The sequence below is a fragment of the Draconibacterium sp. genome, from assembly GCF_041583095.1.
Classification (GTDB): Bacteria; Bacteroidota; Bacteroidia; order Bacteroidales; family Prolixibacteraceae; genus Draconibacterium.
On the sequence record NZ_JBFHGM010000032.1, the window covers coordinates 1 to 22,744 of the forward strand.

24 protein-coding genes are annotated in these 22,744 nt (G+C 40.3%); 16 read left to right on the plus strand and 8 right to left on the minus strand.

Annotated elements, in window-relative coordinates; genetic code table 11:
- The 6 genes from ABZB17_RS04930 to ABZB17_RS04955 all read left to right on the plus strand — a co-directional run.
- Nucleotides 1–1,120, plus strand: a 1,120-nt coding sequence (locus ABZB17_RS04930) for a hypothetical protein (RefSeq protein ID WP_372648373.1), incomplete at its 5' end; no start/stop codon positions are given.
- A 33-nt stretch (nt 1,121–1,153) separates the two neighbouring features.
- On the plus strand, nt 1,154–2,737 hold the full coding sequence (locus tag ABZB17_RS04935) for an ArnT family glycosyltransferase (protein WP_372648374.1): 1,584 nt from the start codon (nt 1,154–1,156) through the stop codon (nt 2,735–2,737).
- A 38-nt stretch (nt 2,738–2,775) separates the two neighbouring features.
- Nucleotides 2,776–5,043, plus strand: coding sequence for a hypothetical protein (locus ABZB17_RS04940; RefSeq protein WP_372648375.1), 2,268 nt, complete (start codon nt 2,776–2,778; stop codon nt 5,041–5,043).
- Between the two features lie 98 nt (nt 5,044–5,141).
- Nucleotides 5,142–7,358, plus strand: a complete 2,217-nt coding sequence (locus tag ABZB17_RS04945) for an amino acid permease (protein WP_372648376.1) — start codon at nt 5,142–5,144, stop codon at nt 7,356–7,358.
- A 65-nt stretch (nt 7,359–7,423) separates the two neighbouring features.
- A complete protein-coding gene (coaD, locus tag ABZB17_RS04950) occupies nt 7,424–7,900 on the plus strand; it encodes a pantetheine-phosphate adenylyltransferase (RefSeq protein ID WP_045026106.1) in 477 nt (158 codons plus the stop codon).
- Nucleotides 7,901–7,905: 5 nt separating this feature from the next.
- Entirely contained in the window at nt 7,906–9,327 is a 1,422-nt protein-coding gene (locus ABZB17_RS04955; RefSeq protein WP_372648377.1) for a redoxin family protein, read from the plus strand.
- Here ABZB17_RS04955 and ABZB17_RS04960 read toward each other — a convergent pair.
- Nucleotides 9,315–9,941, minus strand: coding sequence for an NUDIX hydrolase (locus ABZB17_RS04960; protein WP_372648378.1), 627 nt, complete (start codon nt 9,939–9,941; stop codon nt 9,315–9,317). The genes ABZB17_RS04955 and ABZB17_RS04960 overlap by 13 nt on opposite strands.
- Before the next feature lie 22 nt (nt 9,942–9,963).
- Here ABZB17_RS04960 and pyrE point away from each other — a divergent pair, with 22 nt between their 5' ends.
- On the plus strand, nt 9,964–10,566 hold the full coding sequence (gene pyrE / locus ABZB17_RS04965) for an orotate phosphoribosyltransferase (protein ID WP_372648379.1): 603 nt from the start codon (nt 9,964–9,966) through the stop codon (nt 10,564–10,566).
- A 99-nt stretch (nt 10,567–10,665) separates the two neighbouring features.
- Nucleotides 10,666–11,115: a hypothetical protein gene (locus ABZB17_RS04970; protein WP_319500773.1), complete on the plus strand. Its 450-nt coding sequence runs from the start codon at nt 10,666–10,668 to the stop codon at nt 11,113–11,115.
- 242 nt (nt 11,116–11,357) lie between these two features.
- On the opposite strand, the gene ABZB17_RS04975 is transcribed toward ABZB17_RS04970, so the two are convergent.
- Nucleotides 11,358–12,098 carry a biotin--[acetyl-CoA-carboxylase] ligase gene (locus ABZB17_RS04975; protein WP_372648380.1) on the minus strand — a complete coding sequence of 247 codons (741 nt, stop codon included), beginning with the start codon at nt 12,096–12,098 and terminating at the stop codon, nt 11,358–11,360.
- Between the two features lie 80 nt (nt 12,099–12,178).
- Here ABZB17_RS04975 and rsfS point away from each other — a divergent pair, with 80 nt between their 5' ends.
- From rsfS to ABZB17_RS05005, 6 genes are read left to right on the plus strand one after another with little or no spacing between them, the layout of a single operon-like run.
- A complete protein-coding gene (rsfS, locus tag ABZB17_RS04980; RefSeq protein WP_372648381.1) occupies nt 12,179–12,547 on the plus strand; it encodes a ribosome silencing factor in 369 nt (122 codons plus the stop codon).
- 6 nt (nt 12,548–12,553) lie between these two features.
- The gene (gene ftsH / locus ABZB17_RS04985; protein WP_372648382.1) at nt 12,554–14,626 is read left to right on the plus strand and encodes an ATP-dependent zinc metalloprotease FtsH; all 2,073 of its coding nucleotides are present in this window, start codon (nt 12,554–12,556) and stop codon (nt 14,624–14,626) included.
- Nucleotides 14,627–15,241, plus strand: a complete 615-nt coding sequence (locus ABZB17_RS04990) for a lactate utilization protein C (RefSeq protein ID WP_372648383.1) — start codon at nt 14,627–14,629, stop codon at nt 15,239–15,241.
- Between the two features lie 49 nt (nt 15,242–15,290).
- Entirely contained in the window at nt 15,291–15,500 is a 210-nt protein-coding gene (locus tag ABZB17_RS04995; RefSeq protein WP_051567758.1) for a putative signal transducing protein, read from the plus strand.
- On the plus strand, nt 15,493–16,320 hold the full coding sequence (locus tag ABZB17_RS05000; RefSeq protein ID WP_163322295.1) for a phosphatidate cytidylyltransferase: 828 nt from the start codon (nt 15,493–15,495) through the stop codon (nt 16,318–16,320). The genes ABZB17_RS04995 and ABZB17_RS05000 overlap by 8 nt, the downstream gene beginning before the upstream one ends.
- Before the next feature lie 13 nt (nt 16,321–16,333).
- Nucleotides 16,334–17,080, plus strand: a complete 747-nt coding sequence (locus tag ABZB17_RS05005) for a phosphatidylcholine/phosphatidylserine synthase (RefSeq protein ID WP_372648384.1) — start codon at nt 16,334–16,336, stop codon at nt 17,078–17,080.
- Nucleotides 17,081–17,501: 421 nt separating this feature from the next.
- Here ABZB17_RS05005 and ABZB17_RS05010 read toward each other — a convergent pair whose 3' ends face one another.
- From ABZB17_RS05010 to ABZB17_RS05020, 3 genes are all read right to left on the minus strand, one after another.
- Nucleotides 17,502–18,665 (minus strand): sigma-54-dependent transcriptional regulator, encoded by a 1,164-nt coding sequence (locus tag ABZB17_RS05010; protein WP_372648385.1) that lies wholly within the window; start codon nt 18,663–18,665, stop codon nt 17,502–17,504.
- Nucleotides 18,666–18,812: 147 nt separating this feature from the next.
- Nucleotides 18,813–18,974 (minus strand): hypothetical protein, encoded by a 162-nt coding sequence (locus tag ABZB17_RS05015; RefSeq protein ID WP_372648386.1) that lies wholly within the window; start codon nt 18,972–18,974, stop codon nt 18,813–18,815.
- A gap of 6 nt (nt 18,975–18,980) precedes the next feature.
- A complete protein-coding gene (locus ABZB17_RS05020) occupies nt 18,981–19,289 on the minus strand; it encodes a hypothetical protein (RefSeq protein ID WP_372648387.1) in 309 nt (102 codons plus the stop codon).
- Nucleotides 19,290–19,379: 90 nt separating this feature from the next.
- Between ABZB17_RS05020 and ABZB17_RS05025 the strand changes: the two genes are divergently transcribed.
- Nucleotides 19,380–20,027 (plus strand): hypothetical protein, encoded by a 648-nt coding sequence (locus ABZB17_RS05025; protein WP_372648388.1) that lies wholly within the window; start codon nt 19,380–19,382, stop codon nt 20,025–20,027.
- 96 nt (nt 20,028–20,123) lie between these two features.
- Complete coding sequence (locus ABZB17_RS05030; RefSeq protein ID WP_372648389.1) at nt 20,124–20,483, plus strand: YbjQ family protein; 360 nt, start codon at nt 20,124–20,126, stop codon at nt 20,481–20,483.
- Nucleotides 20,484–20,641: 158 nt separating this feature from the next.
- Here the strand turns inward: ABZB17_RS05030 and ABZB17_RS05035 are convergent, their stop codons facing one another.
- The 3 genes from ABZB17_RS05035 to ABZB17_RS05045 form a co-directional block, all read right to left on the minus strand.
- Nucleotides 20,642–21,280, minus strand: coding sequence for a rhodanese-like domain-containing protein (locus ABZB17_RS05035; RefSeq protein WP_372648390.1), 639 nt, complete (start codon nt 21,278–21,280; stop codon nt 20,642–20,644).
- Between the two features lie 27 nt (nt 21,281–21,307).
- Nucleotides 21,308–21,919 carry a rhodanese-like domain-containing protein gene (locus tag ABZB17_RS05040; protein ID WP_372648391.1) on the minus strand — a complete coding sequence of 204 codons (612 nt, stop codon included), beginning with the start codon at nt 21,917–21,919 and terminating at the stop codon, nt 21,308–21,310.
- A 109-nt stretch (nt 21,920–22,028) separates the two neighbouring features.
- Nucleotides 22,029–22,631 carry a YeeE/YedE thiosulfate transporter family protein gene (locus ABZB17_RS05045; RefSeq protein ID WP_045026094.1) on the minus strand — a complete coding sequence of 201 codons (603 nt, stop codon included), beginning with the start codon at nt 22,629–22,631 and terminating at the stop codon, nt 22,029–22,031.
- Between the last annotated feature and the right edge of the window lie 113 nt (nt 22,632–22,744).

The following is a 22,744-nucleotide window of genomic DNA, read 5'->3' on the forward strand; positions in this document are numbered from 1 at the left end:
ATATGCCTTTGCACGATTTACCTACGACTTCCCATTATTGCTTTCAATGCTGTCATTTTTAGTGCTTACATCAACCGACAGAAGCAGACGTCTATCGATAAAAGCAGCAATTAGTGGATTGTTGTTGGGAGTTGCAGTTGGGTTCAGAATGCATTTCATTTTTTTCATCATCCCATTTGCACTGAGTATTTTATTGTTTCAAAAAGAGACAACAACAGTTAAGATGAAACAGTTCCTATACTTTTCGCTTGGTGTTTTTGCAGGACTGATTCCTGTGTTCATTCTTATCTCAATGGCCCCCAAAGGCTTTCTTTTCGACATCTACCAGTTTCATTTTAAAATCGATATGAAGGCGCAACCCGGAGCAGCACTTTCCCTAGGTGAAAAATTAGCGGAACTTTTCGATAAGGTGCTGAAGAAATGGCAGTCATCAGTTCTACTGGCAGGGCTAATTTTGGTACTGATACTTAAAGTTTTCAATCTTATAAAAGACAACAAGTTAAATTTCAAGATTAATGTTCTGCTCCTTACTTTACCATTTCTGGTATACCTCTCGGTTGGTAAGTTACTTATTATTCAATATGTATATCCGCTATCGGTTTTTCTGATCGTTGTTATCTTTTATACCCTTGGTTCGCAAAAAAAATACTTTAACTATGTAGCCATCCTGTTTTTTGTGTTATCGATAATTCCGCCGTTAGAGGTGAATTATAAAAAAGCGTATGACATGAAAAGAACGGGATCATGGTACGCGCTTAGTCGACACAGAATAAGCACTTTGGTTGATGTAGCAATAAATGGTGAAGCAAAAGTGTTGACGCTATCGCCTGCAGAGATTTTAGAAAGTGATTCCATTAAAATTTATAAAGAATTTGTAAGCAGCCCTTTTATTTGGCGTACCTCACACTCAATTCCTGATGATACAAGAAAAGAGTTTAATATTATCTCGAAAAAAGAGGTGGATAATTTTATGCAAACCAATCAACCGGATGCCATTTTAACAGGCTATTACCCTGGAGATTTAGAGTTAAAACTTGTTGAGTTTGCACAAAAAAACGGGTATAAAAAAGTAGATCTGCCTACAGAGCGTGAGCTAAAACTTTATATAAAAGAGAAGTAAGGTATAACAATCTGCCAACTCAAACGAAAAAGGATGAAAGTGGAAATAAAAAATAAGAATGTACTATTTCTGTTCATTTTATTACTGGTAAGTTTACTTTACAATTACCACGAGATTATTCTAAGAGGGCCATGGTTTCCGCATATGTGGAGGGCTACCGACTGTTTGTCGATTGCAGTTAATTATTACAAGGAAGGGTTAAACTTTTTCGAACCTGAAGTTCACTGGACCGGCCCCAATGGAAATGGGAAAACCATATCCGAATTCCCGATTATATATTATACGGTAGCTAAACTTTGGACATTATTTGGCAAACGATATTTTATATACAGAGGATTAAATATCTTACTTGTTTTTAGCGGATTATTTTCGCTTTATAAAATATCTTATAGAATACTAAAAGATAACTTTTGGGCCATATTTATTCCCATTTTTCTTTTTTCATCACCGGCATTGGTATTTTACACCAACAACTTCCTGCCCAACGCTCCGGCTTTTGGGCTTTCATTAACAGGAATATGGTGCTACTTTTTATTTATCGATACCGGCAAAAAGAAATGGATTTGGATAGCGGTTCTATGTTTCACAATTGCCGGATTATTAAAAATAACTTCTTTAATCATTGTGGTTGCATTTTTATCATTTCAACTACTACAAACCACAACTGATTTTCGAAAATACGGTTTCCAGATAACCAAACAGCTGGGTAAATTCATCCCGTACATTCTAATTGGTACTATTATTTTTGTTTGGGTAAAATATACCGACTACTATAATTCAACCAACAATCGAATCTTTCTGCAAGATTTATTTCCCATTTGGGATTTAAATCAGGAAGAAAGAAATGAAATATGGAAAAGCTTGTATTTTACATTACTCCCATCATTTTTCAATAAAAAAGCTTTGGCGGTTATTGGTATTCTCTTATTGACTAATGTTGTTTTTTGGGTAAAAAAGGGAAGCAACTACTTACTAATCATCTTTATCTCTTTTATCGGTGCAGCACTTTACGTCTTACTATGGTTCAAAGCTTTCGATGTTCACGACTATTATCTTATCAACTTACTTATTCTAATCCCTCTTATTTTACTGGGATTCTTAAGTGAATTAAAAAACAGGGTTGCAGTGGTTTTTAAGAGCAAACTCCTGAAATTAATTGCATTTGTGGGAGTAGTGACATTAATCTACCTAACAACTATGATGAACAGGTTGAAATATGATGTAAACGATCCGATGCTAAAATATGATGTTGCCTTATCGGAAGCCGAGAAGGAATTATACGCTTATAAACAATACAAATATCGCAATACAACAGAAGCATTAGAATCAATAACTCCATATTTGCGATCGCTGGGAATAAACAGGGAAGATCTCGTCATAAGTATTCCTGACAACAGTATTAATATCTCACTGGTACTTATGGATCAAAAAGGATTTACAGATTATGGTTATGTTCCAACTAAAGGGAAACCCAAAGAACGAATGGAGGAGTTCAAATCAATCGGTGCGAAATATCTGATTGTTAACGACATTGACAAAATAGAACACCAGGAATTCAAACCCTATCTTCAAAATAAAATTGGCGAATATAAAAACGTAAGTATTTTTAAACTTTAATTTAAGCCATACCTAAATTGGTTCCTAAATAACTATTCATGAAAAAAAATTGGCTAATAATATTTTTCCTTACTCTAATAGCAATACTAATACTCTTCTTAAACCTTAAACCCGTATTTCAACACCCCAACTCTATTTTATATTCGAAAGGTGGCGATGCACTAAAAAGCTATTTCAATTTCTCTTATTATTTAAAATACGACGATGGCATTCGTCACGATGGAATAAACTATCCTTACGGCGACCATTTGCAATACATTAATTCGCATCCTCTTTATCTGCAGTTTGTAAAGTTTATCGACAACAATATTTACCCGCTTGCCAATCACGGAGTGGCTGTTTTAAACCTGACAATGCTGGCACTTTTTCTTCTGGCTCTACCCTTTATTTTTCTGATTCTCCGGCACTATTCGCTACCGCGTTGGTACTCCGGAATAATATCGCTCATTATATTGTTTCTGAGTCCGCAATTCGATCGGATACATGGTCATTTTGAAATGGTTTATGCCGTTTTTCTGCCAATGTTCTGGTACTTTTTAATCCGCTGGAGGCTAGGTGATAAACGAATACTTTGGTCGATCCTTTTGGTTCTTGCCGCCTTAATTGGAGGATTTACGAGCGCCTATTTTGTTGCTTTTTATACCATTTTACTTTTCGGTGTATTGATCGTCGAGTGCTGGAACCACAGAAAAAAACTCTCGGAATATTGGAAAACCGGTCTGTATTTATTTGCAATCGCAGTAATACCTTTGATTATTATAAAAGGGCTGGTTTCGGCAACCGATTGGGTTTCCGATCGGCCAGATAACCCTTATGGGTTTTACGTTTACCATGCCAACTTTTTTAGCATCTTCCTGCCTCCGGGTTCGCAACTGAAAAGTATTCTGGGAAATTATATCAACATGGATTTTCAATGGGAAGGACGAGCTTATGTTGGACTACCGGCCACTTTACTCGCTGTTTCAATTTTCATAACCGCATTATTCAATCTCATCAGTAAAAAGAAAAGCAGTTTGAAGATTTTTAAACCCACAAAAAAGATCGAAGTATTTTTCTACGCTTCCATTCTCATTCTATTATTTTCAATGTGTATTCCGTTTAAATACGGTTTTGGTTGGTTATTGGACATACTCCCTCCGATAAAGCAGTTTAGAGCACTGGGGCGTTTCACATGGATTTTTTATTATGTTTTTACAGTTTACACAGCTTGGTTTATTTTTCGATTATTCCGCTTGCTAAAAATAAAAAAGCTTCCGGTTGTTGCCACTGTTTTACTGGTGTTTGCAATCGGTTACTGGGCTATTGACGCCGGAGTAAATATAAAACGTAGCACACGAGGGCTATTAAATACAAACGACAAACTTGAATCGAACGACAGCGAATTCCGGGCACGTTTTCAGCAAGCGAAAGTAAATCCCGATGAATTTCAGGCGATTTTCTTTTTGCCTTTTGCCAGCACCTGCGGCGATAAACTAATTTTTGAACACAGCCTGAATGGTTTTTCCGAGGCGATGAAATGTTCCTATCACACCGGATTACCACTTATTCAAAGCTTTTCGCCAAGGCTTTCTTTTTCGCAGGCACTCAGCAGTATTCAAATGCTGGCAGCTCCGGCCATTCGAAAAACACGACTCGACGATATGAATGACAAACCTATTTTGTTGGTCTGCGCAAAAGAAACATTGAATGATCGGGAGAAATGGTTGCAAAGCAAAGCCGAGATCTTTTGGGAAGATAAATATATCACACTTTCCAAACTACCGTTATCCGTATTTCATCACAGTTACAAAGAGTGGCACGATAGCGTCGAATCGGAGATTCCGAACTTACAATCGTTTGGAGAAATTGCAACTGACACAGCTATAAACTCAATTCAATTTAATGGTTTTGAAAATGGTTCTGCTAAAACAATTTTTAGTGGGAATGCCTCTTTTTACAGTAGAAAAGGGCAACAAGTTTTACTCGATAAAAAAATCGGACCTCAATTCCTAGAGGGGAAATACGAATTGTCATTCTGGCTTTTTGTCGACAGTAGAAAATACGACATGCCCAAAGCAGAGGTGAAAGTGTTTAATACAGAAGGTAAGCAGAAGTTTTACAAACAAATGAACACCCGACACGTGCACGACACGTATCAAGGATGGATTCGGATTTCGGAAATAGTAGAACTACGCCACGAAGATACCCTCCAACTGGTAATTAACGATGAATTTGTGTCGCTTGACAACCTTCTGGTAATGCCTGAAAATGCAAAGGTTCTGGTAAAAACATCAAGTCAGAATTTTTTCAATAACTACCCGCTATAAAAATATTTTACGTCTTTCTACATACCCACTAAATTTTCTAAAAAAGATTTGAAATTTCAGAATTATATTTCACCTTTAAAACCACAAACAGAGTTACTATGGCAAAATCGCTGGTAAATACAAATGCAAAATTTGGAACCATGCCGGTTTTTCTAACGGCACTTTCTACCATACTCGGAGCAATTTTATTTCTGCGTTTTGGATGGGCTGTTGGGCAGGTTGGTTTTATTGGTGTTATTGGTATAATCGTTTTAGGTCATATTGTGACTATTCCCACAGCTTTTGCCGTTGCCGAAATTGCTACCAACCAGCGCGTACAAGGTGGCGGTGCCTATTACATTATCAGCCGCTCGTTCGGGTTGAATATTGGAGGAGCAATTGGAATTGCCCTATACCTTTCGCAAGCCATTAGTGTAGCTTTTTATGTAATTGCTTTTGGCGAGGCTTTTGAGCCGGTGATAAGATGGATTGGCGAAACGTATAATTTTTTCATCCCCGACCGAAGGTGGATTTCCATTCCTACCATGGTTTTACTTTCGGGATTAATTCTTACAAAAGGGGCAAATGTAGGAATGAAAGCGCTGTACGTGGTAGTTGCCATTTTATTGACCTCCATCGCTATGTTCTTTTTAGGCGATTCATCGATAAAACCTGAAGTGGTTAATTTTCACAGCAAAATTCCGAATAACCTGAATTTCTTCTTTGTTTTCACCATTATCTTCCCGGCATTTACCGGGCTTGCAGCAGGATTGGGACTCTCGGGCGATTTAAAAGATCCTAAAAAATCCATTCCCCGGGGAACCTTATGGGCCACTGTAGTTGGCATGCTGGTATATATTGCCGTTGCCTACAAATTTGCCGTATCGGCAACACCCGAAGATTTGGTGGCCGACCAATTGATTATGACCAAAATCGCCATTTGGGGGCCAATAATCCCGATCGGGCTGGCAGCGGCCTCGTTAAGTTCGGCATTAGGCTCAATAATGGTTGCACCACGAACCTTACAAGCCATTGGCTACGACGATATTTTCCCGCAGAACAACATCAACCGCTGGTTTGCCAAAGGAAGAAAAAACGATAATGAACCCATTAACGGATCGCTGATAACCATTGTTATTGCATTTGTTTTTGTGGTAGTTGGCGATGTTGATTTTGTGGCCCAAATCATCTCCATGTTCTTTATGGTAACCTACAGTGCCATCTGCCTCATCTCCTTACTGGAACACTTTGCCGCCGATCCGGCCTACCGCCCAACATTCCGTTCAAGCTGGCATTTATCGCTTATCGGAACACTTTCGTCGCTGTGGCTAATGTTTCAAATGAATGCCACTTATGCAGCTGTTTCGGTGGTAATTATGGCAATTATATATTACGTTATCATGCTAAACAACGAGGAGAACCAGGGACTTAACAAATTGTTCCGTGGAGTAATCTTCCAGCTTAGCCGCCAATTGCAAATTATGCTGCAGCGTGCCGACAGCGAAAAAGATAAAAGCTGGCGACCATTTGGTGTTTGTATTTCGCACGATACGTTTAAACGCCGCTCGGCATTCGATATTATGCGCTGGATTTCGTACAAATACGGCTTTGGAACCTACATTCATTTTATAAAAGGTTTGCTGAACGAGAAGAATACAACCGAATCGAAGAAAATTCTCGACCGCCTGATTCAACTATCAGCCGGAAGTCAGAACCGCGTTTATCTCGATACGATAATTTCGCCATCGTATACTTCTGCAATTGCGCAGGTGGTGCAACTTTCAGGAATATCAGGCAAAGGAAACAACCTTATTCTTTTTGAATTCTCGAGAACCGATCCGGGGAATCTGAAAGAAATTACCGGCAACTACCAGATTGTTGAATCGGCCGGTTTCGACATTTGTATTCTGAATACATCGTACAAAAGTTTTGGTTATAAGAAAGAGATACATATATGGATAAGCCCGGAAGACTATGTAAACGCCAACCTGATGATTTTGCTGGGCTACATCATTTTAGGCCACCCCGAGTGGAAAAAAGGAAAAATTAAAATATTCGCGCTTTATCCCGAGCAGGATGTTGAGGAAAAACGCAATCAACTTCTGGAATTGATAAAAGCCGGACGTTTACCAATCAGCCCGTCGAATATATCGATGGTGACGTTTGAGTCGGGCGACCGAAAAAGCAAAATCATGAAATACTCGGCCGATGCCGACCTTACAATCATTGGTTTTACCACTGATGCATTGAGAAATATTGAAGAATTCAGCGAAGGCTACAATGATCTGGGTAACATCCTGTTTGTGAGCTCAAACCGGGCAAAAGCAATAAACTAGCTGCCACCTTCGTTTTTTACACTTAGCATTTTTAGCTAATTTTGAAGCACTTTAAACGATTCAAAATGGAAAGAATAGCCATATTCCCCGGATCTTTTGATCCTTTTACAGTAGGACACGAGTCGATTGTTCGGCGTGCCATTTCAATGTTCGACAAAATTTATATCATGATCGGCTTTAACGCCAACAAAAAACCGTTCTTTCCAATTGAAAAAAGGATGAAATGGATCAACCAGGTTTTTGAAAACGAACCTACCATTGAGGTTCGCTTACACGAAGGTTTGACCGTAGATTTTTGTAAAGAGGTGGGCGCAAAATATATTTTACGCGGTATACGTACCTCCTCCGATTTTGAATATGAACGTTCTATTGCACAGATCAATAAAAAAATGCACCCCGAGATTGAATCGGTATTTTTGCTCACCCTGCCGGAACATACGCCGGTTAACGCCAGTATAATTCGCGATATTGTTTCGCATGGTGGCGATGCAAGCCTGTTCCTGCCAAAGGGACTGGATATGAGCGAGTTTAAAATTGAATAACACCTATGAACCATAGCATACGTTTTCTGATAACCCTCATCATGGCGCTGAGCTTTTCGTTAAATGGAAGGGGCACAAACATTCGTTGTACCAATCCCGAATACGCCAACAAAGAACTTACTTTTTATGCCTTTGCCGACCCGATTTCCAACAACAACAAAGTGGCTTTCACTTTAAAATTCAACAGCGAAGGAACATGCGAGGCTTCTGTACAAATTGATGAGCCGTTTTTTACTTTCTCCGAGTTTGGCATTTACCGCGGGATGCTTTTACTGGAGCCGGGAGTAAGCATTGATTTAAAACTCCCTCCATTAAAAAAGAAATCGTTTGCCGACCAAAAGAACCCCTACTTCCAGCCCATTGCTTTTTGGATTTATACCAACAATGGCGATATGCTCAACGACAAGATCAGCCGCTTTGAACAGAAACTAAACGAATTAACAGATAAAGATTTTAATGCCTTATACTTTCAGCAATCCGAAGCTGCCTTTAACCGACTAAAAGCCGGCATCGACGAGGCTTTTCCTGAAAAAGGATCAGAAAGTTTTGAGCTGCATAAAACCTTGCGCTTAAAACTTATGGAAGCTGACATTTTTAGAATGAGCCCTGAAGATTATTCTGCTGTTTTCCAATCAATTTCGCCGAAATTCTGGGGACACCAGTCGTTTAAAACCTTATTCGACAAAACTTTCAACAAGCAACTTAGCTTTTCGGCAAAAGCCATTGGCGGAGCAAAGGTATCGGCTGCAGTTGCCGGCGAAAACATAAACGCCTTGCTTGATTTTGTTTCGGAGAAATATAAACTCTCGGGAACCATGGCCGATTTGGTATTATTAAAAATGCTGCACGATGGTTTTTACTCCAAAGAATTTCCGGTGAAAGCCATTAAAAATATGATCGGCAGCAAACACTTTACAGGAAACCGCGAATCAAAAATCCGTGAGGCAGCCAAAAACGTTACCGCCAAAATCACATTTCTGGAAAAAGGTAGCGAAGCATCGCCCATTTGTTTAAACGACCTTAACGGCAAAAGGCTTTGTACGAACGACAGCCAGGAGAAATTTAAATACATTGTTTTTGCCGATGTTGAAACGGTAATTTGTCAGGAGCACTTAAAATACCTGAGCCGCCTGAACGAACTGTTTAATAAAAACCTCGATATTTTTGTGGTGCTGCGAAACACCGACAGAGCGGGAATTGACAGTTTTTTTAAAGAAAATAAGGTGCCGGCGATCGTGTTAATAGACACTGAAAATAAAGCCATTGCTGAATATAAAGTTCGTTCGTTTCCACAATGTTTTCTGTTAAACGAAAAACACCAGGTCGTATTTGATGATGCCAAAGCACCGCTAAACGGTTTCGAGCAACAATTTGGCACCTGGCTGCGCAACGAACTTTTTATGCGTCAGCGCAATCAGGCCCGGTAAAGTTCTATCAGCGCTTTTAAGTTTCCATAGGTATTTTCGAGCACCTCGTCCAACTCATTCGGCTGAAACCAGCGTACTTCGGTAATGCCTTCTTCCTCTTGAGGAATTGGTTTTTCCGAACCATGATAGTCCATTTCAAACCAAAAGGTTTCTTTAAAAACCCACTGCCCCAGTGTATTTTTGTACGGTGATTTGTAAATGTGATAAGTTGATGGCAGCGCATTTACTATGGAATGGTTTGTAATGCCACATTCTTCTTCCACTTCGCGTAAAGCGGCAGTTTCAACACTTTCACCTTTATCGATTTTTCCTTTGGGCAGATCCCATTTCCCGTTTCTGAAAATAAACAGCAATTTGCCGTCACGTTTTACAACGCCGCCTGCAGCATCCATTTGCAAAAATGCCGATCTGAAATTCTGAAACAGTTTCTCAACCTCAGGATGTTCTACAACAGTTTCCAAGAAATCGCCGTTTTCAAAATCCTGCAGCCAGTCCATTATCGCTTCAATGCCGCTGTTTTCGGTCAAAATCTGGCATAGTTTACTCAATGTTATATTCGCGCCCGGCACAAAACCGATCCTCTTTTCATTCAAAAAAACTTTATACTTTTGCATTGAATTAAAATTGCACATCATTATGGAAAATATACAAACAGAAGTAACCAAGCGATTACTTGAAATTAACACGATAAAGATACAACCAGATAATCCATTTACATGGGCATCGGGTTGGAAATCTCCCATTTATTGCGATAACAGAAAAACGCTTTCTTATCCTGATACCCGCGCGTTCATTCGCGATGCATTTGTTCAGCTGATTCAGGAAAAATACCCGGAGGCAGAAGTAATTGCAGGGGTAGCTACCGGAGCCATTGCAATTGGAGCACTGGTAGCCGACAAATTAGGACTTCCCTTCATTTATGTTCGTTCGAAACCAAAAGGTCACGGATTGGAAAACCTGATTGAAGGCGATCTGAAACCTTTCAAAAAAGTTGTTGTGGTTGAAGACCTTGTTTCTACTGGAATCAGTAGTTTGAAAGCTGCCGAGGCAGTTAACAACTTTGGTGGCGATGTTGTGGGAATGGTTTCAATTTTTACCTACAATTTCCCGTTGGCAAAAGAAAACTTCGAAAAAGCGGGTATCGAACTTACGTCGTTGAGCCGTTACCAGATCCTGATCGACTTTTCGCTGGAAAGAGGCGACATTACAAAAGACCAGGTGGAGTCGCTGATGGAATGACGCGAAGACCCTGCAAACTGGGGGAAATAACAGAAAATAAAGACATTTAATATCTCCCGCTCCTGATGGTTATTGGGGGCGGGATTTTTTATAACTACTATGGCACTCAACAAATACGTTAGCGAAGTAAAAGTTATCGAGCACAACCAGCAGGTGGTTTTTAATTACCTGTCGAATTTCGAAAACCTGTCTGCTTACCTCAATTCAGGACTGATAGAGAAAATAACCGAAAAGGTTCCGCAAATTAAAATTACAGATTTTGAGTCGGATCGCGACTCGTGTAAATTCAACATCACCGGGCTGGGACTTGCCGAAATTAAAATTGTTAACCGCGAGCCATTTAAAACGATAAAAGTGGAAAGTTCGGGTGGTTTACCGCTGAGTTTTACTTTCTGGATTCAGTTAATGCCGGTTAATGAATACAAAACAAAAATGCGCTTAACGCTTCATGCTGAAATGAGCATGATGATTAAGATGATGGCCGGAAGCAAACTGGAAGAAGGCATTAATCAGTTGGCCGACACGCTTTCGAAGCTGCCCTATCAGTAACAGTTTTCAGTCGCAGTTTTCAGTTTTCAGCACAGAAGGAATTTCGAATGATGATTAACGATTGTAGATTTTAGAAGGAATAGGCAGCTGGCAAATTAGTAGGCATTTTTTTACCACAGAGTAACACAGAGATTTTCACAGAGCTACACTGAGATATTATAGTTGAACGTTATTACTAATTTTTCAATTTGCCAATTTAGCAATCCAAAAATCAGTCCCTCAATCCTTCATCCTTCAATCCTTCAGATAACAAACTCCACCTCTTTAAACATATATTCTGTAACATTCCCGTCGGGCTCTTCCAACTGGAGTTGCCCAAAACTGCCAATTCCTGCAATTCTGGCGCTAAACTCTTTGCCGGCTTTCCGGTATGGATGCAAACCCTCATTTCTGAACAAAGACTGAAAATATTCCGCATCAACTTTTTCCAGTTTCCCCTCACGCAAAACCTCAACATAATCCTCCAGCCGCTGTAAAAACGCTTTCAAAATAGCTTGAATATCAAATTCCTTTTTTAAGAGCTGTTTCATCGATACCGGGTTGGGTGCATCCGACAGAAATTGTTCCTGATTAACGTTCAACCCCACTCCAACTATCGAAGAATCAAGTGCTATGCCCTTCACCGTGTTTTCAATTAAAATGCCGGCAATCTTCTTTTCGCCCACATAAATATCGTTGGGCCACTTAATTTTCACATCATTTAAATGCTGTTTTAGTACGTCGGCCAAAGCCAGACTTACAACTTTCGAGATGTAAAACTGTTTTCCGGCTTCTAAAAAACCAGGGTATAAAATCACACTGAAAAGCAAATTTTTGTCGCGTTCACTTTCCCAAAAATTACCAACCTGCCCACGTCCACATTCCTGGTAATGTGCCAAAACGACAGTGCCTTGAGCCGCCTTTTCCCGCACCAGTTGCTTGGCATAGTTGTTGGTACTATCGAGCTCATTAAAAACAATGATATTTTTGTCCGTTAAAAACATATAAATTCAAAAGTAAACCATTCTCTTAAAAAATGGTTAATGGACAAAAAGATTATCTTTGTAGGGTACAATAAATTTTTATGAATAAAGCAGAAGATTCAAAGGTTTTAATAGAAGCAATTCTTGAAGGTATTCATCGGATAAAAGGGAAAGATATAAAACACGTTGATCTGGAAAGTATCGGTCACACTGAATGTGGACATTTTATTATATGCCACGGAACCTCCTCAACTCATGTTGATTCAATTGCACACACGGTAGAACAAACAGTTAAAGAAGTTACCGGCGAAGATGTTTGGCATCGCGACGGCTACCGAAATGCACTTTGGATTTTGTTGGATTACGGAGATGTAATGGTACATGTTTTCCAGGAAGAAGCACGGCGGTTTTATAACCTTGAAGGACTTTGGGCTGATGCAAAAATTACACAAATTGAAGAAGAAGATTAAAAGACCATGACAGATAAACAAAATAACAAAAAAGATCAGAACAATCTGAACAACCCTTTTGGGAAACTAAATCCCAAAAACAACGGAAAACCGCCAAAATTTAATGCCTATTGGATATACGGAATTATTGCTGTTGTTTTTCTAATCGTTCAATATTACATCAGCACCAGCAAAGGCCCTGTTGACACGTCGTGGCCCGAAGTAAAACAAATGTTGCAAAACGGCGATGTTAAACGTATTGTAGTAATAAATGAAAAAATTGCCCGGATATATTTGAAAGAAGACCGGATAAAAAATTACGAATCGCAGTTTGAAGGGAACTTCTCGAAACCATCAGATATTGGCCCGCATTTTAAACTAAATACCGGACCGATTGAAAATTTTGCCGATGACCTGAAGGTTGCACAGGAAAACATGGAAGACAAAGTCTTTCCGGTGTACGAAGATGAGCAGAATTGGGCACGCGACATTATTTGGTCGATTGGCCCGTTTGTACTGATAATATTGCTGTGGTGGTGGATTTTCCGAAGGATGAGCCGCGGTGGTGCCGGAGGAGGTGGCGCCGGTGGTATTTTTAATGTCGGAAAATCGCAGGCCAAAGTTTTTGATAAAGACCAGAGAGTATCGACAAACTTTAAAGATGTTGCCGGACTGGCAGAGGCCAAACAGGAAGTGGAAGAAATTGTAGAATTCCTGAAAAGCCCGGCAAAATATACCAAACTCGGTGGTAAAATTCCGAAAGGTGCACTTTTGGTTGGCCCTCCGGGAACGGGTAAAACCCTGCTTGCAAAAGCAGTTGCCGGCGAAGCAAATGTTCCGTTTTTCAGCATGTCGGGTTCCGATTTTGTTGAAATGTTTGTGGGAGTAGGAGCATCGCGTGTTCGCGATTTGTTTAAACAAGCCAAAGAAAAAGCACCGTGTATTGTGTTTATCGACGAGATTGACGCCATCGGACGTGCACGTGGTAAAAACCCAAATATGGGATCGAACGACGAACGCGAAAATACGCTGAACCAGCTGCTTACCGAAATGGATGGTTTTGACACCAACAGCGGGGTAATCATTCTGGCAGCTACCAACCGTGCCGATATTCTGGACCGTGCCTTAATGCGTGCCGGCCGTTTCGACCGCCAGATTCACGTTGAATTGCCCGACCTGAATGAGCGTGGTGAGATTTTCAATGTTCATTTACGTCCCTTAAAACTGAGCGAAGAGGTAAAAGTTGACTTTCTGGCCAAACAAACGCCGGGATTCTCGGGTGCCGACATTGCCAATGTTTGTAACGAAGCTGCCTTAATAGCAGCCCGCAGAAACAGGGATTCGGTAACAAAACAGGATTTCCTTGATGCCGTTGACCGTATTATCGGTGGTTTGGAAAAGAAAAATAAAATCATTTCGCAGGAAGAAAAGAAAACAATTGCCTTTCACGAAGCGGGTCACGCCACCATTAGCTGGCTGCTGGAATATGCGCATCCGCTGGTTAAGGTAACTATCGTTCCGCGTGGTAAAGCACTGGGAGCAGCCTGGTATTTGCCCGAAGAAAGATCGATTACCACCAAAGAACAGTTGTTGGATGAAATGGCGTCGGCATTGGGCGGACGTGCAGCAGAAGAAATTACCTTTGGTAAAATTTCGTCGGGAGCACAAAACGACCTGGAAAAAGTAACCAAGCAGGCTTATGCAATGGTTAGTATTTTCGGAATGAGTGAAAAAGTTGGGAACATCAGCTTTTACGATTCAACCGGTCAATCAGACTTTACATTTACCAAACCGTACAGCGAAAAAACGGCAGAGCTGATTGACGAGGAAGTAAAAGTACTGATTGACAGCCAATACATACGTGCCAAACAGGTATTACTAGAGAATCAAGAAGGGCACGCCAAGTTAGCGAAACTGCTTCTTGAGCGGGAAGTAATTTTCAGCGAAGACCTGGAAGAGATATTTGGCAAACGCCCGTGGGACAAAAAACACGCAATCTCGGAAAATGGAAACGGCGATAAACCAGCAAACGCCGAGCTGAAAGAAACGAAAGAAACAAAAACCGAAGAAAATCACGAAGAGGAAACAACAACAGAATAAATGGCATCGGCTCGCGAAGAAATACTGAACAAGCTAAAAAAAGCTATTCACCCCGAGCCGGAGATGCCTGATTTTGACGCTCCCGTTTATCACGCTATTGAAAAATCTTTAAGTCAGGCATTTAAAGAAAACCTGGAGGCGGTAAACGGGAGTGTTTATTTGTGCAAATCGGAAGAAGAGCTTGTTGAGAGGCTAAAAACGGTGTTGCAGGATGTTCCAAAAACAGAAGTGGTTTGCGCTGAAAAAGAACTTCAGGAATTACTCACAAAAAACGGGATTGGACATCACGATTACCAGAAAAGGCAACAAACTATAGAAGCAGGAATAACATCCTGCGAGTTTTTAATCGCTCACACCGGATCGGTAATGGTAAGTTCGGCATTACAGGGAGGACGACAACTATCGGTGTACCCGCCGCAACACCTTGTTATTGCCCGGAAAGACCAGCTGGTTGACTATCTGCATACCGCTTACGCTAAAATACGGGAGAAATATCCCGATCAGTTGCCTTCGCAGGTTACTTTAATTACAGGCCCAAGCCGAACTGCTGATATTGAAAAAACGCTGGTTCTGGGCGCTCACGGACCACGCGAATTGCATGTGTTTATCTACTAGCTTCACACTATTTAACTTCTCGGAAACCAGATTTTGTTAACTTTGCAGCATGGAGAAAGGTTGGGAAATGATTTTTATGACAGCACACGAATACAAAGCAGAAATGGCCAAAGACCTGCTTGAAAGTGCCGGGATAAAAATTGTTGTTCTTAACCAACACGATTCGGCATACCAGAATTTTGGCGAGTACAAAATTTATGTTGCTGAAGAAAACCGTAACGAAGCTATAAACCTAATCAAAGAATTAAAAGGTGAGTAATTTACTTAAACGCTCTCTTACCGGAGTTATTTATATAGCCGTAATGCTGGGCGGAACGCTGCTGCATCCGATCATTTTTGCGGTGGTATTTGCAACACTTTTATTTATCACCCAATACGAATTTTATGCCATGGTGGAAAAAGCCGGCCATCATCCTTCGCGAATTATCGGAAGTATTTTTGGCGTTATCTTTTTCCTGATTTGTTTTGGCTTATCGAATAATTATCTGCCGCGCCAGTTTGGCTTTAGTTTTATTGCCATTGTTGTTATCCTGCTTATTGTAGAAATTTTCAGAAGCGACAAAGACACCCTAAAGAATGCGGGTTCAAGCACATTGGGTTTTGCCTACATTGCGCTGCCGTTTAGTTTGATGAACTTTGTTGTGCACACCTCAATTAACGGGCAAAATACCTTTTATCCGTGGATAATGGTTGGCGTATTTTTTATTCTGTGGATAAACGATTCGGCAGCTTACCTGGTGGGCACACAGTTTGGCAAACACAAAATGTGTAAAAATATATCGCCTGCAAAATCGTGGGAAGGCCTAATTGGAGGTGCCGTTTTTGCCATTATTATGGGAATAGTAAATGCGGTTATGTTCCAGGCTGTAAGTATGCTTAGCTGGATTGTTATTGCGGTACTTACCGTGGCTTTTGGCACATTGGGCGACTTATTCGAATCGAAGATAAAACGCGAAATCGATGTAAAGGACTCGGGCACATTTTTACCCGGTCACGGTGGATTTTTAGACCGCCTGGATAGTTTGCTTTTTGTTATCCCTGCAATTTTTATTTGGCTCATTTTTACCGGAAACGTGTAAAGCGTAACAACAAATGAAGAACATTATTAAACAGATACCCAATTTTATTACCACCCTCAACCTTTTATCAGGAGTAATAGCTACAATTTTTGCCATCGACGGACACCTGATCTGGGCAGGAATTTTTATTTGCGCCGCCTCGGTTTTCGACTTTGCCGACGGGCTGGCAGCACGAGCATTAAAAGCCTATTCTGAAATCGGGAAACAGCTCGATTCCTTATCCGATCTGGTTTCGTTTGGTGTGGCTCCGGGTGCTATTCTTTTTACTTTGCTCGAGTTTTCATTATTCGGCGAAAACCAACCGATACACGAAATTACTGCAGATTGGTGGCAGTGGATTATTCTTTTCTCCGCATTTTTAGTTCCGGTTTTTGGAGCTATCCGCCTGGCAAAATTTAATGTGTTTACAAGCGACGAACCATTTTTCAGAGGTTTGCCCATTCCATCAAACGGAATATTTTGGGCTTCACTTGGGTTGATGCTCGAATTCCCGAAATACCACGATATTTTTCAATCGCTGTATTCCACAAAAAACCTGGTTATCCTGGGTATTTTTATGTCGGGGATAATGGTAATCAACTTACCCATGTTTTCGCTTAAAGTGAAAAACCTGCGTTTAAAAGAGAACTGGTATCGTTACCTCTTCCTGGCAATATCAGCCATTTTATTAATCGTTTTAAACGTTTACGGACTGGCGCTGATCATCTTGCTTTACATTATTCTTAATGTGATTTTTTACCTGTTTAAGGTGGAATTTTAAAACGAGATAATATTGGTTATCCAACCCGTACCGGGTTGTTTACTTTTTCTTTGGAATCCCTATTATAATCGAACTCCTACGGAGTTTTAAGATTAATATCGTTTCACGCAAAGGAAAAAAGAAGCGCAAAATTCGCAAAGGTGCAGGAATCTGGTTTGCGTTCTTCGCGAAAACTTAGCGTTCTCTGCGTGAAATTTCTATTTAATATCAATGGAAAATTTGCAAAAGAAAAGCCTCTGAAAACGGAAGAAAATATTTTCCCGAGGGAAAGATTAATAATACGCCATGACAAATTGACTTCCGAAACCAGAGGCTTATATCTTTAATAGCTAACGTTACAGAACGTTATAAACTACTTTGTTACATACTTAACAACAAATCAGTCAAGATGTTTTTAGATTGAGGAATAATTTAAGGAATTCTATTTTAAAGGAGCGGCGAATTTTAATACATCAGCCTCGGTAATTTCCTTATCGCACAAAATAATAAGCCGTTCAATTACATTCCGGAACTCACGAATATTACCGGTCCAGTTAATTTTTTGCAACTCGGTTATGCCCTTCTCTGTAATTGTTTTTTCCTGCATACCGTACTCGCTGCAAATTTGTTTAATAAAATGATTGGCCAGTAAAGGAATATCATCAAGCCGCTCGTTAAGTGTTGGAACATGAATCAGAATCACACTTAAACGATGATAAAGGTCTTCGCGGAATTTATTCTGATCAATCTCGTTGGCCAGGTTTTTATTGGTAGCAGCCACTACTCGCACGTCAACTTTTATGTGTTTATCGCCACCAACACGGCTGATAATACTTTCCTGCAATGCACGCAGAACTTTGGCTTGTGCCGAAAGGCTCATATCGCCAATTTCATCCAGGAAAAGTGTTCCGCCATTGGCCTGCTCAAATTTCCCTTTACGCTGTTTTACTGCCGAAGTAAAAGCTCCTTTTTCATGTCCAAACAGCTCACTCTCGATCAATTCCGACGGAATAGCCGCACAATTCACCTCAACAAATGGCCCTGACGCGCGATTGCTATGATCGTGAATACGGCGGGCTACCAGCTCTTTCCCCGATCCGTTGGCTCCGGTAATTAATACCCGGGCATCGGTTGGAGCAACGCGGTCGGCCATTTCAATAATTTCGGTAATGGCTTTTGACTCGCCCACGATTTCAAATTTCTTATTAACCTTTTTCTTCAGAATTTTGGTTTCGGTAACCAGGGTTGATTTATCCATGGCATTGCGAATGGTGATCAGCAAACGGTTTAAATCAAGTGGTTTTTCGATATAATCGAAAGCACCTTTTTTTATCGAATCAACAGCGGTATCAATATTTCCGTGTCCGGATATCATTACCACCGGAGTATCGGGAGCCAAAACCACCAGGCGTTCCAAGACTTCAATGCCATCCAGTCCCGGCATTTTTATATCACAAAGTACAATATCGTACTCGGCCGAACGAATTTTCTCAATTCCTTTAGTTCCATCTTCTGCCAGATCTACTTCATATTTCTCGTATTCAAGAATATCTTTTAGCGTATTTCTGATGCTTCTCTCGTCGTCTATTACCAGGATCTTTGACATGTGTTTCTATTTTAATTTCGAATATAACAATTATTACAGCAGAACGCTTTACAAAAATGATTCCAATAAAAACCCAAAGTGTTTTTATTCAGTAACCAGTTCTACAATAGCAACGACAATTTCAGGTAAAGCAATGAGCATTTTAACTCAAACAATAACAACTTTGATTAAAGCAACGACCACTTGAAGTAAAGCAACGAGCGCTTCAATTAAAGCAATAACGACTTCGGTTAAAGCAATAACCATTTGAAGTGAAGCAATAACAAGTTCAAGTAAAGCAATAGCAATTTCAGGTAAAGCAATGAGCATTTTAACTCAAGCAATAACAACTTTGATTAAAGCAACGACCACTTGAAGTAAAGCAACGAGCGCTTCAATTAAAGCAATAACGACTTCAATTAAAGCAATAACGACTTCGGTTAAAGCAATAACGACTTCGGTTAAAGCAATAACCATTTGAAGTGAAGCAATAACAACTTTAACTAAAGCAATGGCAATTTCAGTTAAAGCAATAAGGATTTTGGGTGAAACAATAAGCACTTTAAAGCGAACAATTATTGCCTTATGTTGAAAAACAGGAAAATGACGGGAGGCATGGAATACGTTGACCATCGCTAAATCCAATTACCCAATAAACTGATATCTAGAATACATATGTTTTGTTTTTAGTCTAAAAAGTCTTAACTAGCATAATAATTCTTAGATTCTCAAACGATGAATAAAAATCAAATTAACAAAAAAGAGATGTACGATGCTGTATCGTCGTACCTCGACAGTAAGTCGGCTCTTTGGGCCACTATCCCAAAAGTTGGCGAGTTTAAAAATGCGTTTACAGCCGTAATTACCCAAATTGATACGGTGCAGTACGAGCAGCAACAAGCGCAGGTATTTTTGGGTAAAACCAAAACACAAATTAAAAGTGTAGTGGCCGAAAAGGCCGATATCCTGAACGACAGTGTTGAAGCTTTTGCCTCGATTACCGGCGACGAAAAGCTTCGGCTTAAAATGAGTGCCTCGTACACCAGCCTTTACCGGCTGCGTAATGCCGATTTTATTCCGGCGATTAAGGCCATAATTGAAGCCGTAGAAGCCAATATTGAAGTACTGACAACAGAATACGGTGTTACCCGCGAACAAGTAGAGGGTTTAAAAACCGATTTTGATGAGTTTTTGGCCATTAACGGCCAGCCACGGGCCTATAAAATTGCATCGGTAGAAGCCACCAAAAGCCTGGAGTTGCTTTTTGAAGAGGCCGATACTATTTTGGATAACCAACTGGACAAAGTAATGAGCTTGTTTAAGCGACGCGATCCGGGGTTTTACAACGGATACATTGCTGCACGCGTTATTGTGGACAGTTAATTATCATATTGTTTAAAAGGTTAATGAGGATGGGCCCGGGGTTTCCGGGCCTTTTCTTAAAAGAATTATCAAACATTCAAATTGATACCATAAGAGATGCATAAAATAATTACTACATCAACAAACTCAATTGAAGGAGCTAAAATTGAAAAGTATATTGACGTAATTTCTACCAATGTTGTAGTCGGAACAAACTTCTTTTCTGATTTTGGAGCTTCACTAACTGATTTATTTGGTGGCTTGTCAGACACTTATCAATCAAAACTGCAAAAGATTTATAAAATCGGAATAGACCAACTAAAAACTAAAGCGACAAATCTTGGAGCAAATGCAATCGTTGGATTAAAAATTGACTTTGATGAAATTTCAGGAAAAGGAAAATCAATGTTTATGATTTCTACTTTTGGTACAGCAGTAAAAGTCTGTTACAAGACCTTCAAGGTTTCGAAACCTTGAAGGTCTGAAAAGGAACAGCAACCAAGTGATAGCCTCACTTTGAGTGAGACCATCACCAAAATGTAGCGCAAATCCGGGAGAATTTCATTTCAGCACAATCAAAAAAAGTCCCGATGAAAAAATTCACCGGGACTTTTAATATATACTAATATGGTTTTTTAGCAACCTCCTGCGGCAACACTTGTTTTTTCGCGGCGGCGTACCTGAACAGGTTTATTGTCCTGATCGGCATTTAAATCAGAACCGTCTTTTGGGGCGGCCATCTCAGCATAGTTAAACCGCGGAAATCCGCTAAAATATGCATCGTCGTCAATAGTACTGTACAAATCATCTTCATTGGCTTTGTAATACTCATAACCACCCAGTAACAGTTTGATGTTGTTAAAACCTACCTGTCGGAAAAACATCCACGGGCCATTGGCCTGTAGTTCGTTTTCGCCATATAGAACAATGGTTACACCCATATCGCGAAGTGCTGTTAAACGCTCCAGGTTATCGGGATCGGCCAAAGTACTTGCCGACAAATTCTCGGCTCCGGGAATATGCCCCTGTCCGAACACGAAGTTGTCGCGGATATCAAACAAAACGATACTATCGGGTTTATTGGCAATCACATCTTCCAGCTCCCAGGGGTAGAAATAGTCCTCTCCATTGAGCAAAGCCTCTATGCTTTCGTCCATGCTTTTTTCGTATTCAATCAACGGTTTTGGCATGGTTAAAAAACCAATAACGAGAATAACCACAAATACGGATACTGCGATTAATGTTCTCCACGGATTTCGTTCATGTATATGCATGCTATTAATTTTTTCGATAGTTAGAAATTAGCAACCACCGGCTGCAACATTTGTTTTTTCTCTTCGGCGAACCTGCACTTCAACATTACCGTCGTCGGTAGTTGCCGACTCGGCGCCTGTGAAATAAATTTGTGCTCCCTTGCGAAAGGCATAAAGCGCATGATCAACAGAAGGTGCATCGGCATCAGGTTGCGAAGGCTCAATTATGGTTTGCATCCAACAGTTTAAGCCACCTTTCATTACGTACGTGCCATCAACTCCCAAACGTTTGGTTAATACCCATGTTTGATCGGCACGGATATCGTCGTTGGAAATAAATACCACTTTAACTCCGGGTACTCCGAAGTATCCCATATTGCCTTCGTTCAAAAGTTCCTCAAGCGGAATATTTACCGAACCCGGCAATGCATATTCGTTATACTCATCTGCCGAACGTACGTCAACCATTAACAACGACGGGTCGCCCTGAATGATCATCTTGGCTACCTGGTCGGTTGTTACATATCGTGTAGGCTGAATAATTTGCTGCAACAACTCCTCAGGAGCAATTTGTTTTGGCTCGTCATCAGTGGTTAAAAACAAGGTGCCTACCGCCAAAACAAGCATAAGTACGGTTAGTAAAATATAGTTTCTATTCATCTGTTTAAATTTATTTATTCTTTTAGGTAACAGATGGAACTCCCATGATTATAGTCATTCGCGTTTGTGTGAAAGTTTTTCTCATGGTCGTTTCATCTCTTTCAGTCGTTTAGAATTTATATTGCTTCATGTTTTTACGCACGCGCTTCTCGACAAACATTGTTCCCCAAAAGGCAGCAAGTGCTACCACTGTAAATGCCACGGCAAAGTACGGAGCCGGAAGTCCGGTGATTTCCATAAGCGTTACATTTCCCATGTCTCCGCTGGTAAAGAAGTCTTCGAAAAGAGGATATGCCAGTGAAAATCCGAAGATTCCCAGATAAAGTCCTATTGTAAAAAACAATGCATCAAGTTTACCAATGGCAATTCCGGTAAAGCTGGTTCCCGGGCAAAAGCCCCCCAGCACAAAACCAACTCCCATTATTACACCACCAACTATCATTGGGGTTAAAAACGTGGGAAGAATAAATATTTGCGAGAGATTCAGCCAACCTACATAATCGAAATATAGCAGACCAACCATTGCTACGATTAAGGCAGTAAAAAATACGCGAAGCACAACAAAGTTATAGCCGTAAAATACACCGGCCAGGTTTCTTGATGAAGAAAAGCCTGATGCTTCGAGAACAAATCCAAAAGCGACTCCCAGCAAAATTGCGATAACAAAATCCCATCCGCCGCCAATTACACCATTAGGAATTAAAGGTCCCATATCTTATTTTTTTAATGTTCTATTGTTTGAATGATAATTCATCTTTTTTTGATACTCAGTTCTCTGTCTCAGTTTTCAGCGATTTCTTATTTGCATACTGCCAACTGCGACTG

What these genes read in the sequence shown, in the direction of transcription:
- ABZB17_RS05010 (WP_372648385.1), bottom strand. Translation starts at nt 18,665, where the DNA reads ATGTCAAAGATCCTGGTAATAGACGACGAGAGAAGCATCAGAAATACG.
- ABZB17_RS04995 (WP_051567758.1), top strand. Translation starts at nt 15,291, where the DNA reads ATGGAGAAAGGTTGGGAAATGATTTTTATGACAGCACACGAATACAAA.
- ABZB17_RS05035 (WP_372648390.1), bottom strand. Translation starts at nt 21,280, where the DNA reads ATGCATATACATGAACGAAATCCGTGGAGAACATTAATCGCAGTATCC.
- ABZB17_RS05045 (WP_045026094.1), bottom strand. Translation starts at nt 22,631, where the DNA reads ATGGGACCTTTAATTCCTAATGGTGTAATTGGCGGCGGATGGGATTTT.
- ABZB17_RS05005 (WP_372648384.1), top strand. Translation starts at nt 16,334, where the DNA reads ATGAAGAACATTATTAAACAGATACCCAATTTTATTACCACCCTCAAC.
- coaD (WP_045026106.1), top strand. Translation starts at nt 7,424, where the DNA reads ATGGAAAGAATAGCCATATTCCCCGGATCTTTTGATCCTTTTACAGTA.
- ABZB17_RS04990 (WP_372648383.1), top strand. Translation starts at nt 14,627, where the DNA reads ATGGCATCGGCTCGCGAAGAAATACTGAACAAGCTAAAAAAAGCTATT.
- ABZB17_RS04960 (WP_372648378.1), bottom strand. Translation starts at nt 9,941, where the DNA reads ATGCAAAAGTATAAAGTTTTTTTGAATGAAAAGAGGATCGGTTTTGTG.
- pyrE (WP_372648379.1), top strand. Translation starts at nt 9,964, where the DNA reads ATGGAAAATATACAAACAGAAGTAACCAAGCGATTACTTGAAATTAAC.
- ABZB17_RS04945 (WP_372648376.1), top strand. Translation starts at nt 5,142, where the DNA reads ATGGCAAAATCGCTGGTAAATACAAATGCAAAATTTGGAACCATGCCG.
- ABZB17_RS05040 (WP_372648391.1), bottom strand. Translation starts at nt 21,919, where the DNA reads ATGAATAGAAACTATATTTTACTAACCGTACTTATGCTTGTTTTGGCG.
- ABZB17_RS04940 (WP_372648375.1), top strand. Translation starts at nt 2,776, where the DNA reads ATGAAAAAAAATTGGCTAATAATATTTTTCCTTACTCTAATAGCAATA.
- ftsH (WP_372648382.1), top strand. Translation starts at nt 12,554, where the DNA reads ATGACAGATAAACAAAATAACAAAAAAGATCAGAACAATCTGAACAAC.
- rsfS (WP_372648381.1), top strand. Translation starts at nt 12,179, where the DNA reads ATGAATAAAGCAGAAGATTCAAAGGTTTTAATAGAAGCAATTCTTGAA.
- ABZB17_RS04970 (WP_319500773.1), top strand. Translation starts at nt 10,666, where the DNA reads ATGGCACTCAACAAATACGTTAGCGAAGTAAAAGTTATCGAGCACAAC.
- ABZB17_RS05030 (WP_372648389.1), top strand. Translation starts at nt 20,124, where the DNA reads ATGCATAAAATAATTACTACATCAACAAACTCAATTGAAGGAGCTAAA.
- ABZB17_RS05015 (WP_372648386.1), bottom strand. Translation starts at nt 18,974, where the DNA reads ATGCTCATTGCTTTACCTGAAATTGCTATTGCTTTACTTGAACTTGTT.
- ABZB17_RS04975 (WP_372648380.1), bottom strand. Translation starts at nt 12,098, where the DNA reads ATGTTTTTAACGGACAAAAATATCATTGTTTTTAATGAGCTCGATAGT.
- ABZB17_RS04935 (WP_372648374.1), top strand. Translation starts at nt 1,154, where the DNA reads ATGAAAGTGGAAATAAAAAATAAGAATGTACTATTTCTGTTCATTTTA.
- ABZB17_RS04955 (WP_372648377.1), top strand. Translation starts at nt 7,906, where the DNA reads ATGAACCATAGCATACGTTTTCTGATAACCCTCATCATGGCGCTGAGC.
- ABZB17_RS05025 (WP_372648388.1), top strand. Translation starts at nt 19,380, where the DNA reads ATGAATAAAAATCAAATTAACAAAAAAGAGATGTACGATGCTGTATCG.